The sequence below is a fragment of the Thioalkalivibrio sp. HK1 genome (assembly GCA_000583135.1).
In the GTDB taxonomy this organism is placed as follows: Bacteria; Pseudomonadota; Gammaproteobacteria; order HK1; family HK1; genus HK1.
Genome location: JFBG01000019.1, coordinates 81533 through 92944, shown reverse-complemented (window position 1 = coordinate 92944; position 11412 = coordinate 81533). Strand labels below are relative to the sequence as shown.

Sequence of the window (11412 nt, the reverse complement as noted above, 5' to 3'; positions counted from 1 at the left end):
TCAAGGAGTGCTCGATGCATCTTGTTATCGCAATCCTCAAGCCCTTCAATCTTGACGATGTACGAGCCTCGCTGGCCGATATCGGGATTCAGGGCATGACGGTGACCGAGGTCAAGGGTTTCGGTCGCCAAAAAGGGCATACCGAGCTCTATCGAGGCGCGGAATACGTCGTCGACTTCCTGCCCAAAGTCAAGATCGAGATCGCGGTCGAAAGCGAGCGTCTCGATGAGGTGGTGGAAGCCATCACCACCGTCGCTCGTACCGGCAAGATCGGGGATGGAAAGATCTTCGTTACCCCCCTTGATAATGTGATCCGCGTACGCACCGGAGAGATGGGCAACGATGCGCTTTGAGCGCTCCCCTCTCTTGACCTTCTGATGCTTGCCGTTTTCCGCCCGGGAAGGCGGGCGAGAAGGCAGGCTTTCATCATCGGCGAAGATATATCGGATCGATCGCATCGGGTATGAGCAAACCACGCACGCTTTTCGAGAAGATCCGGGATTCCCATATCGTCTCGGTCGAGGATGACGGCACCTGTTTGCTCTATATCGACCGTCATCTGACTCACGAAGTAACGACCCCCCAGCCTTACGAGGGCCTGCGACAGGCGAATCGTCGGGTGCGCCGCCCCGACGCCACCATCGCGGTCATCGATCACAATATCGCCACCGATCGAAAGGCCGGCGATCAGGCCGAAGGGATCGAGGACGATTCGAAACTCCAGATCGACACTCTGATTCGCAACTGCGAGGAGTTCGGGATCGAACTCTTCCATTTCAACGATCCACGCAACGGGATCGTTCATATCATCGGCCCCGAACAAGGGTTCACCCTGCCCGGCACCACCATCGTCTGCGGCGATAGCCATACCGCTACCCACGGGGCCTTCGGGGCGCTGGCTTTCGGCATCGGTACCTCCGAGGTCGAGCATGTGCTCGCCACCCAAACCCTGATCCAACCGCCGGCGCGTGCGATGCGCATCGAGGTCAACGGCGATCTTCCCTTCGGCTGCACCTCCAAAGATCTGATCATGGCCATCATCGCTCGTATCGGCACCGGCGGCGGCACCGGGCATGTCATCGAGTACGCCGGACCTGCGATCGAATCGCTGTCGATGGAGGGCCGGATGACGGTCAGCAATATGTCGATCGAAGCGGGAGCGAAGGCCGGGTTGATCGCCCCCGACGAAAAGACCTTCGCTTATCTAAAGGGGCGCCCGATGTCTCCGAAGGGCGAGCAGTGGGAGCGAGCCCTCGCCTATTGGCGCACCCTACCCTCGGATCCGGGGGCACGCTACGCCAAGGAAATCACCCTCGATGTCTCCAATATCGTGCCCCTGACCACTTGGGGGACCAGCCCCGAGGATGTGGTGCCGATCACCGGCACGGTACCGGATCCCGACGAGGCCGACAGCGATGAAAAACGAATCGGCATGCAGCGCTCCCTCGACTATATGGGGCTCGTCCCGGGGACGAGGATGAGCGATATCGCCGTCGATCGGATATTCATCGGATCGTGCACCAATGGCCGCATCGAGGATCTACGCGAGGTGGCCGCCGTCGCCCGAGGGCGCAAGGTCGCCCACGGAGTGCGGGCGATGGTCGTTCCCGGGTCGGGGCTCGTCAAACAGCAAGCGGAAAGCGAGGGGATCGCCGATATCCTGATCGATGCGGGCTTCGAGTGGCGAGAGCCCGGATGCTCGATGTGCCTTGCGATGAACAACGATCGGCTCGAACCCGGCGAGCGCTGCGCCTCGACCACCAATCGTAACTTCGTCGGGCGGCAAGGTCGAGACGGGCGCACCCACTTGGTCAGCCCGGCGATGGCCGCCGCCGCCGCCATCAACGGCCGGCTGAGCGATGTCCGGGAAATGATGCCCAATCCCTCGAAGTGAGAATGGCTCGACCCTTGGGAGTCGGCGCTTCGACCTCCGGATTTCGATCGGGACTTCGATCCGGCTTTCGAATCAAGTCCTTGGAAATCGAATTCCGATAGTCGATTTCCTCGAGTCGATCGCTTCGATCCCGCTTCATCGGGGGGCGAGACGAGGCCGGGGCATTGAGGAGCGAATCGAGCCTCCTTGCCGAAATCCTTGTCGGGATCGATCCCTTCTTTTTCAGATATGCCTTTTTCCCCGCCCACCGCTTCGGAACATTCCAACCATGGAACAATTCATCCGTCTTCGCGGCATCGCCGCCGCCATCGATGCCATCAACGTCGATACCGATCAGATCATCCCCAAGCTCCATCTTCGCACCATCGAGCGCACCGGCCTTGGCAAGGTGCTTTTCGACGAACTCCGCTTCGAGCCCGACGGCAGCGAAAAGCCCGAGTTCGTCCTTAACCAAAAGCCTTGGCGCGATGCGCAAATTCTGGTGGCGGGGGATAATTTCGGCTGCGGTTCATCGCGCGAGCATGCGCCCTGGGCCCTGCTCGATTTCGGCATTCGCTGCATCATCTCGACCAGCTTCGCCGATATCTTCTACAACAACTGCTTCAAGAACGGTATCTTGCCGATTACCGTTGCCAAGGAAGCGCTCGACGCCTTGATGATGGATGCCAAGGATCCCGAGAATCCGGTGCTCGGGATCGACTTGGAAACCCAAGAGATCCAACGCCCGAACGGGGCGACGCTTCGCTTCACCATCGATGCCTTCCGGCGAGACTGCCTCCTCAAGGGGCTTGACGATATTGGTCTGACGATGCAGAAAATGGATCGAATCGAGGCCTTCGAAGCGGCGCAGCGCAAAGAGCAACCTTGGCTCTATCGCTGAAAAAACCGACCATCGGACTTGAAATTCCCCTCTTTCCTTGGTTGGCTTCACATCCAAGGCCTGCGTTTTTTCGAGGATGCAATCCATGCCCGCCTTGCGCACCCTCTTCGATAAAATCTGGGATCGCCATATCGTCGAACGCCAAGACGACGGTATCCATATCCTCTACATCGACCGCCACCTTCTGCACGAAGTCCTTTCCCCTCAGGCCTTCGAGGGATTGCGACTGGCCAAGAGAGGAGTGCGACGGCCCGATGCCACCTTGGCGGTGGCGGACCATAATGTCCCCACCACCGACCGCAGTCTGGGCATCGCCGATCCCGAATCCCGCCTCCAAGTCGAAACCCTGATCCGAAACTGCCGGGAGTTCGGCGTCGATGTCTTCGATATGGACGACCCTCGTCAGGGGATCGTCCATGTCATCGGTCCGGAGCAGGGTTTCACCTTGCCTGGGACCACCGTGGTCTGCTGCGACAGCCATACCGCAACCCACGGAGCCTTCGGGGCTCTGGCTTTCGGCATCGGCACTTCCGAAGGCGAGCACGTCCTGGCAACCCAAACGCTGCGCTGTGCTCGCCCGAAAAATATGCGGGTGGAGGTGACAGGCTCCTTGCCCTTCGGCTGCACCGCCAAGGATCTGATCCTTGCGATCATCGGTCGCATCGGCACCGCCGGGGGGACGGGGCACGTCATCGAATATACCGGCAGCGCCATCTCCGATCTTTCCATCGAAGGCCGGATGACGATCAGCAACATGACCATCGAAGCCGGAGCCCGGGCGGGGCTGATCGCCCCCGATGAAAAAACCTTCGCTTACCTCGAAGGCCGACCCTTGGCCCCCAAGGGCGAGCGATGGACGCAAGCCCTTGCGATGTGGCAAACACTCGTTTCCGACGAAGGGGCTCATTACGATCGGGAAGTGCGAATCGATGCCGACGAGATCGCTCCGCAAGTAACGTGGGGCACGAGCCCCGAGGATGTGGTGCCGATCACCGGCACGGTTCCGGATCCGGCAACCGCCCCCGACGAGGCGCGTCGCACCTCGATGCGAAGAGCCCTTGAATACATGGGGCTCGTCCCGGGAACGAGGATGTGCGACATCCCTGTCGATAATGTCTTCATCGGCTCGTGTACCAACAGCCGCATCGAGGATCTGCGAGCCGCCGCCGCCGTTATCAAGGGTCGGAAGGTGGCGGATCGAGTCGAGGCGATGGTATCCCCCGGATCGAGCCTCATCAAAAAGCAGGCGGAGCACGAGGGATTGGATCGGATCTTCATCGAGGCGGGTTTTCAATGGCGAGAATCCGGCTGCTCGATGTGTCTGGGGATGAATCCGGATCGGGTCGGAGCCGGAAAGCGGTGCGCCTCCACCTCCAATCGCAATTTCGAGGGCCGACAAGGCCGCGGCGCCCGCACCCACTTGGTCAGCCCGGAGATGGCCGCCGCCGCCGCCGTCAACGGTCGACTGAGCGATGTTCGAAGCATGCTCGGCTAGCCAAAAACCTCGATGAGCGATGAGTGAGGCTTGCCATCACCCAGCGATGCCTTTACCGATCGATAGACTCGAAAGCCCTAAGATCGAATCGAGAATCGAATCGAGAATCGAATCGAGAACGATATCAAGAGAGATATCGAGCGAAACAACTCCGGCATCGCCGATTTGCCTCCGCAGACACTTCCCTTTCACGCCATCCGATAGGCACGCCGCCCGACAAGCCATGAAAGCGAAAGCCGATCGACCCGCATCGAGCGAGAACAGAAGACCCGATGACGAAACCCGCTCGCCGCTCGAAGGCGCCGACAAACCCGCTTCCTTTCGCGTGTGGGATCGCCCGACCCGCATTTTCCATTGGCTTTTGGCTTTTCTTTTCGTGCTGTGCTACATCAGCGGGGATCGGGGCCACTTCGATATCCATCTTCTGGCCGGACAGGCCTTGACGGTCCTTGTCCTGACCCGCATCCTTTGGGGATTTCTCGGCAGCGACTCCGCCCTCTTTCGCAATTTCCTGCGACCGCCGCAAGAGATCGTCGCCTATCTATCGACGATGTTTTTCCGATCGCAACCGGATCGGGCGATCGGTCATAACCCTCTGGGAGGGCTTGCGGTGGCGGCGATGCTGCTCCTCCTCATGGTGCATTGCGCACTGGGGATCTTTGCCGAAAACGTCGACGGATACGCCTCCGGGCCGCTCGCCTTTCTCATCGATTACGAAAAGGCACAACAAATTGCGAAGTGGCACGAGGAAACGGCCAATGCGCTGCTGGTGCTGGTCGCCTTGCATCTTGCGGCGATCCTCTTCCACCTCCTCTACAAACGAGAAAATCTCATTCCCGCGATGTTGACGGGGCGCACCGCCATCGAGCGCTCCGCCGTTGGCGGGATAAAGAACGGTGATCCCATCCCCTCGTTGCGTTTCGCCTCCGAGCTTCGCGCCTTGGTATTGCTGATCCTCGTCGCCGTCTCGCTCTTCGGCGGATTCGCTTTGGCTGAACGTTTCCTTTGAAGCGAGGTTTCCTTCGAAGCGAAAGACCCTATACCGAACACCGTCGGCCGCATCACCGCCCTTCGATCGATGCGCTTGGCTTGATCGACAAAGATTCGAGACCGGATTTTTTCAATCCCGCTCTTCCCGGAATCGATTGTGGCAACCACCGCAGCCGTTTCTTCCGAGATCGCCGAAGGCCTCCCTGATTCGGCCTTGGTCCGCAGACTCGATCGCCGCCACCATCGCCGCCGCCTTTTCGGTCAACTGTTGCGAGGCGGCCGTGAACGCATCCCACTCCTCCCAGATCACTTCTTTCGCCTCGGAATCCAAAAATTCGTCGAGCCCGGTTCCGATGGGAAAAAGAGAGGGGATCTCGGTCGATGCTTTCTCGATATCGGAGGCGGCCATCACCGCCTCCTCGGCGTCTTTTCGACCTCGGGCAAAGTCCCTGAGAGTGCGCATCGACCTTCCGAGCCCTTTCATCGTCTGGCTGCGCATTTCCATCACTTTCTCCGCCTCATCATCCCCGGCCACTCGCTCTTGCGCCGAAGCGCCGCAAGCCCCGAAAACGAGTCCGACGATCAAAGCGATGCTCGCCGCTCGTGTTGAATGTTGACTCGCCATCATCGCAATCTCCGAGTTGATGAAATCATGGAAGGATTCATGAAAGGATTCGATACGTAAGGGATCGGGATCCACAAATGGTGCCGGCTGTCAGACTCGAACTGACGACCTGATGCTTACAAGGCAACTGCTCTACCAACTGAGCTAAGCCGGCATTCAAGTTCTCGATGGAGAGCGGGGGCTCGATCGACCCCATTCCCTCGATGTCGCTCTTATGCTATCGAGCGTACTATCGAGCGCTATTGTAAGAGCCCACCGGGGCATGGGCAAATTCCCCCTTCGAAAAACCCTCCGACTCGTCGCCTCGGGGGAGGCATCGAAAAAAGACGGAGGCGGATGGAAGTCCCTTGCTTTTTCAGCCCTTGCGAAACCCGATATCCTCTCCCCAACGCCGGGTGATGCCGGGATCGATATCGAAAAGATCGAGAGCCCGGCCCAGGGTTTGATCCACGATCTCCTCGACGCTTTGCGGACGGGTATAAAAAGCGGGCACCGGTGGCATGATGATGCCGCCGGCATCGGATAGCGCCAACATGCTGCGCAGATGTCCGCTGTGGAGCGGAGTCTCGCGCAGCAGCAATACCAAGCGCCGACGCTCTTTGAGCACCACATCCGCCGCCCGAGTGAGAAGATTCGAGGTCGCCCCGGTGGCGATCTCCGACATCGTGCGCACCGAACACGGAGCGACGATCATCCCCAAAGTGCGAAACGATCCCCCGCTCAATGCCGCTCCCACATCGGCGACGGGGTAGGAAACCGATGCCAGCGACCGAACTTGGGCGGGTTTGTAATCGCTCTCGAGGGCGATGGTCATTTCCGCCGCCTTCGTCATCACCAAGTGGGTTTCGATCGGCTGCTTGCGCAGAATTTCCAGCAGTCGAATACCGTAGATCACCCCCGAGGCTCCGGAGATGCCGACAACCAGTCTCGGTCGAGATTTCAAAGGGATATTTCCTTGTCGCTTATTCTTGGGAAGTCTTGGAGAAATCGCCGTCTTCGGGCATGGATCAAAGCCTCGGCACGATAGCACAATGCGCCCTTGCATCTTCCGCCGCGGCTTCGGATCCGAACGTGGTATTCGAATCGCTACAATCGACCTTCCCTTTGCGAGATCGCTTTTTCATGAATCTCGTTCTTAGCGCCCGAAAAGAGATGGAATCGAAGAGATCGAATCATGGAACGCTCACCGATCGATGTTCGCACCTCTCCCGATCGATATCGCCACTGGCGACTCGATCGACAAGGAAGGATCGCCACCTTGACCCTCGATGTCGACGAGGGCGGCGGCATCGTCCCCGGCCACGCCCTCAAGCGAAATTCCTACGATCTGGGGGTCGATATCGAACTCGCCGATGCCGTGCAGCGATTGCGTTTCGAGCACCCGGAGGTGGCGGCGGTGATCATCACCTCGAATAAAGAGCGGATCTTCTCCGCCGGGGCCAATATTCGCATGCTCGCTGCGAGCTCCCATGAAGATAAGGTCAATTTCTGCAAATTCACCAACGAGACTCGCTGCGCCATCGAAGATGCCGGCGCGATATCCGGACAATCCTACCTCGCCGCCCTCAACGGAACGGCCGCCGGGGGCGGCTACGAGCTGGCACTGGCCGCAGATTGGATCGTACTGATCGATGACGGGGCGAGCACGGTTTCGCTGCCCGAAGTGCCTTTGCTCGGGGTATTGCCGGCAACCGGCGGCCTGATCCGTCTGCTCGACAAACGAAGGGTGCGACGGGATCGGGCGGATATTTTTTGCACGATGGAAGAGGGTATCCGCGGACAACGCGCGCTCGATTGGAGGTTGGTCGATGAAATCGCCCCCGCCTCTCGTTTTTCCGAAGCCGTCAAGGAGCGAGCGAAGGCCTTGGCAGGCGCCTCTTGCAAGAGCCCGACCCCGATCGGAATCCGCCTGCATCCGATCGAACGCGAATTCGAAGGAGCCGATCTCCTGCGCTATCGCTCCGTGGAGGCGAGGATCGAACGCGATGACCGTATCGCGCATCTGACGATCAAGGGGCCGGAGCGAGATCCCCCGGCCGGGGCCGAGGAGACGATCCGCCAAGGGGATGCCTTCTGGCCGCTTTCGATCGCTCGAGAGATCGACGATCTGATCTTGCACCTTCGCCATAACGAAACGGGGATCGGAACCCTGGCCTTGCGCTCTTGCGGCTCATTGGAACGCGTCCTCGCCTACGATACCCTGCTTGCCCGACAATCCGAATCGAACTGGTTCGTTCGGGAAGTGCAAGCCCTTTGGAAACGAGTGCTCAAACGACTCGAATCGAGCTCCCGCAGCCTGATCGCCCTCGTCGAGCCCGGGAGTTGTTTCGCCGGATTCCTCCTCGAGACGGTGCTCGCCTCGGATCGCAGCTACATGCTTTGCGATGAATCACCTAAGCGAACAACCGAGGGCGAAGCGGAGGCCTGCGCTCTTCTTTGCTTGGGAGAAACGAATTTCGGAGCCTTCCCGATGGCGAACGGACTGTCTCGAATCGAGGCCCGTTATCTGGATGACCCGGAGGCGATCGCCGATATCCGGCGAATGATCGGGACCCCGATGGGGGCCAAAGGATCCGAGGCGCATCGCTTGGTCAGTTTCATCCCCGACGATATCGACTGGGAGGATGAAATTCGCTTGGCGCTGGAAGAGCGAGCGGGCTTTTCCCCCGATGCCCTGACCGGTATGGAGTCGACTTTGCGCTGCCCCGGGCAAGAAACGATGGAATCGCGCATCTTCGGGCGGCTGAGCGCCTGGCAAAACTGGATTTTTCAGCGCCCCAATGCCGGGGGGAAAGAAGGCGCCTTGTCGCTCTACGGCAGCGGCACCCGTCCCACATTCAATCGAGAGCGAGCGTAGATCTAGACCCTCTTGCGGGCTTTTCGGCGAATACCGGCAGCCCCTTCGCCTTCGTCGGCCGACTCGGCATCGCCTCGCTCTTCATCTTGCGCCGGTCGGCCTTGACATTCCAATTTCGGGCAAGGTATGTTAAAGTGTCTCGCATCGTTTATCGCTCCTCCGATATCGCCTGCGAAGGGGTCGAAAGAGAAATAAAGAGGCATCCCCCTCTTGCCATCCTCGTTCTTTTTTAAAAGCCGGTCACGGTTATGGATAGAAAACGGAGTCGGCCAATGAAGCGATTTCTTTTTCCGATCATCTTCCTATGCTCGTTATCGGCGATCGCGCAGGAAACCAGCCTCGAAGATCGGTTGAAGGATGCTCATCGGGGTTTTTGGGATCAATTTCCACGCACCGAGCACGGAGTGATCGTCTCCCCGAGAGTGTTGACGATGTTCACGGGGAAGACGGCATACGCCGAGGTAAGCCTCGCCGAAAAACCGAGCGAGCCGGTCAATATCGAGATATGGGACTGGTCCTACCTATACGATTACGAGACCATTCGCAATGTGGTCAACCGAGAGAGAATTCCGACTTTCACTTTTTTCGATACTCTCGTACCGAGTTTTTCTCCGAAATCGATGGTCTTTACGCCCGATAATTGGAATATTCCTCAAAAAATCATGGTCACCGCACCTTTGACCCCCGAACGCGGTATCAACACCAAACTCGAACACTTCTACACGATTTTGTTCCGGATAGATGGCGTGCAAAAAGCGTCTTGGCTACTGATCAACATCCAAAATCCTCCCAGCGAAACCACTATCGTACCCTCGACGACCTCCCTTAGAGTCGACGAAGGGGGCTCGACGAGCTTCGAGGTCAAACTCTCGAAGGCCCCGGCTAACAAGGCCCATTATGCCGCCGTGGATATCATGAGCGATAACCCGTATGTGCGTTTGGAACCGCGAAGATTGTATTTCCATCCCGGCATTCGGGAGGCCGACGAGTGGTGGAACAGGATCCCGCCTTGGAATCTTTGGAGCGAGCCGCAGACCGTCCAAGTCTTCGTGGATCACGATGCCGATGCCGAAAGCGAACGCTCCACGATCACCCTCGGCGTAAGAGAGATCGGCGATCAGTTCCTGTATTCCAACCACTCCAATCCCGATGACTGGAATCTCGAGATGCCCGCGCCATCGATCATCGCCCCCGATGAAACGATATCGCTGGACGTGATCGACGACGAGCGCGACGATCCCTTGCAGCGGATGCGCCTCATCCTCTCCGACAGATCCATGACCATCGAGGAGGGTGATTCGAAAAGTTTTTCCGTCCAGCTCGATGATCTGCCGACCTCGGAGGTCAGGGTCAACCTTTCGAGCGACAACCTCGATGTGACGATCTCCCCGAGATCGTTGATCATTTATCCCTCGATTTGGAGTGTCCCTCAATCGGTCTCGGTCTCGGCAAAGGTGGATTCCGATTCGAACGACGATCGCTCGTCCATCTTCCTCAATAGCCACGGGGGCGGGGCGATTTCAAGAGAAAAGATATCGATCCTCGTGAAGGATAACCACCCTACCGCGAGCACTCAGGTTTGGGGGGATATCGTTATTTCGCCGGACGAGCCTCTGCCCATCGACGAGGGAAAATCGGGAGTGGTTTTCATCAGCTTGAGCGATCGACCGAATGCGGATGTGACCGTCGATGTTTCGAGCGACAACCCGATATTGACGCTGTCTGCGGACAGGATGACCTTCGACACCTCGAATTGGAGACAGCCTCAAGCCATCGCCATCGGGGCGAAAGAGAATTCCGATCCGAAAACCGAATACGGCTCCGTCTTCATGACCGCCTCCGGGGGGATCACCGCTCCGAGAAAAAGACTGTCGGTGGTGGTGATCGATAACGATCCCCCTCCCTATTCCGAGGTCAGATCCCAATCCCTCGCTCTGCCCTCGTCCGCTTCGAGAGACTCGGCGACACTGCGGGTGCAATGCAAGCAGGATTCCCCCTGCCCCGTCAGCCTCGATTGCTCCACGCAAGACGGAACCGTCTTTAGAGGCGAACTACCCGAGCCGATAGCCCCGTGGGAAACGCGATCGCTCGATATGGTGGATATCGAGCGCTATACCGGGGGATTCTCGTGGTCGGGAAAGGGTCGGCTGGGCTGCTCCTTGCTCAGCACCGGGAATATCAGCTCCCAAATCTGGACTCGATCGGGGAACGGGGTTTTGGTCAACAACAGCGCCGCCGTGCGTAGCACCCTCATAGCCCCGGGGCTATTCCAAGCGGATATCGAATCGATCCCCTCTCCCGATTCCCCCGAGGAGTCGAATATCCGTCTAAGGTGCACCTCCCCTATCCAAGCGTGCATCAATACCCATGTCAACTGCTACGACGACTCCGGCAAGAAATACAGCGGATCTGTGGGAGCCATCGAGCCGTTGGCCACCCGGCATATACAAACGGAAGAGCTCGCAAGTCTGATCGGATACCGCTGGAAAGGCTTGGCTTTGAGCTGCGAGTTCCACTCTTCCAATCAGTTCACCGCGCAAGTGCTGACGCGTACCGGTGGCGGTGGCGGACTCGTCAACAACAGCGCGAGCTCGAATTTAGCGCAATAAAGACAAGCGCGGCGATTCGGCAAAATGAAAGCGAAGCGCCCCTTTGCATGATCGACCCATCG

The 11412-nt window shown here is 58.6% G+C and carries 10 protein-coding genes and 1 tRNA gene; 7 read left to right on the top strand and 4 right to left on the bottom strand.

Annotated elements, in window-relative coordinates; genetic code table 11:
• Positions 1-14 precede the first annotated feature (14 nt).
• The 5 genes from BF99_RS0106900 (at position 15) to BF99_RS0106865 (ending at position 5278) form a co-directional block, all read left to right on the top strand.
• Entirely contained in the window at positions 15-353 is a 339-nt protein-coding gene (locus BF99_RS0106900; protein WP_025770299.1) for a P-II family nitrogen regulator, read from the top strand.
• A 110-nt stretch (positions 354-463) separates the two neighbouring features.
• Entirely contained in the window at positions 464-1894 is a 1431-nt protein-coding gene (gene leuC, locus BF99_RS0106890; RefSeq protein ID WP_025770298.1) for a 3-isopropylmalate dehydratase large subunit, read from the top strand.
• A 268-nt stretch (positions 1895-2162) separates the two neighbouring features.
• Positions 2163-2774, top strand: a complete 612-nt coding sequence (gene leuD, locus BF99_RS0106880; protein WP_025770297.1) for a 3-isopropylmalate dehydratase small subunit — start codon at positions 2163-2165, stop codon at positions 2772-2774.
• Positions 2775-2850: 76 nt separating this feature from the next.
• Complete coding sequence (gene leuC / locus BF99_RS0106875) at positions 2851-4269, top strand: 3-isopropylmalate dehydratase large subunit (protein ID WP_231471333.1); 1419 nt, start codon at positions 2851-2853, stop codon at positions 4267-4269.
• Positions 4270-4492: 223 nt separating this feature from the next.
• Positions 4493-5278, top strand: coding sequence for a cytochrome b/b6 domain-containing protein (locus tag BF99_RS0106865; protein ID WP_025770294.1), 786 nt, complete (start codon positions 4493-4495; stop codon positions 5276-5278).
• 111 nt (positions 5279-5389) lie between these two features.
• Here the strand turns inward: BF99_RS0106865 and BF99_RS22420 are convergent, their stop codons facing one another.
• From BF99_RS22420 to BF99_RS0106850, 3 genes are all read right to left on the bottom strand, one after another.
• Positions 5390-5887 (bottom strand): c-type cytochrome, encoded by a 498-nt coding sequence (locus BF99_RS22420; RefSeq protein ID WP_231471331.1) that lies wholly within the window; start codon positions 5885-5887, stop codon positions 5390-5392.
• Positions 5888-5962: 75 nt separating this feature from the next.
• A tRNA-Thr gene (locus tag BF99_RS0106855) sits at positions 5963-6038 on the bottom strand.
• 201 nt (positions 6039-6239) lie between these two features.
• Complete coding sequence (locus BF99_RS0106850; protein ID WP_231471329.1) at positions 6240-6827, bottom strand: UbiX family flavin prenyltransferase; 588 nt, start codon at positions 6825-6827, stop codon at positions 6240-6242.
• A 231-nt stretch (positions 6828-7058) separates the two neighbouring features.
• Between BF99_RS0106850 and boxC the strand changes: the two genes are divergently transcribed.
• Positions 7059-8741 (top strand): 2,3-epoxybenzoyl-CoA dihydrolase, encoded by a 1683-nt coding sequence (gene boxC, locus BF99_RS0106840; protein WP_025770291.1) that lies wholly within the window; start codon positions 7059-7061, stop codon positions 8739-8741.
• Here the strand turns inward: boxC and BF99_RS0106835 are convergent.
• A complete protein-coding gene (locus BF99_RS0106835; RefSeq protein WP_156013205.1) occupies positions 8722-8886 on the bottom strand; it encodes a hypothetical protein in 165 nt (54 codons plus the stop codon). The genes boxC and BF99_RS0106835 overlap by 20 nt on opposite strands.
• Positions 8887-9013: 127 nt before the next feature.
• Here BF99_RS0106835 and BF99_RS0106830 point away from each other — a divergent pair, with 127 nt between their 5' ends.
• Entirely contained in the window at positions 9014-11350 is a 2337-nt protein-coding gene (locus tag BF99_RS0106830) for a hypothetical protein (protein ID WP_025770289.1), read from the top strand.
• Positions 11351-11412: the final 62 nt, after the last annotated feature.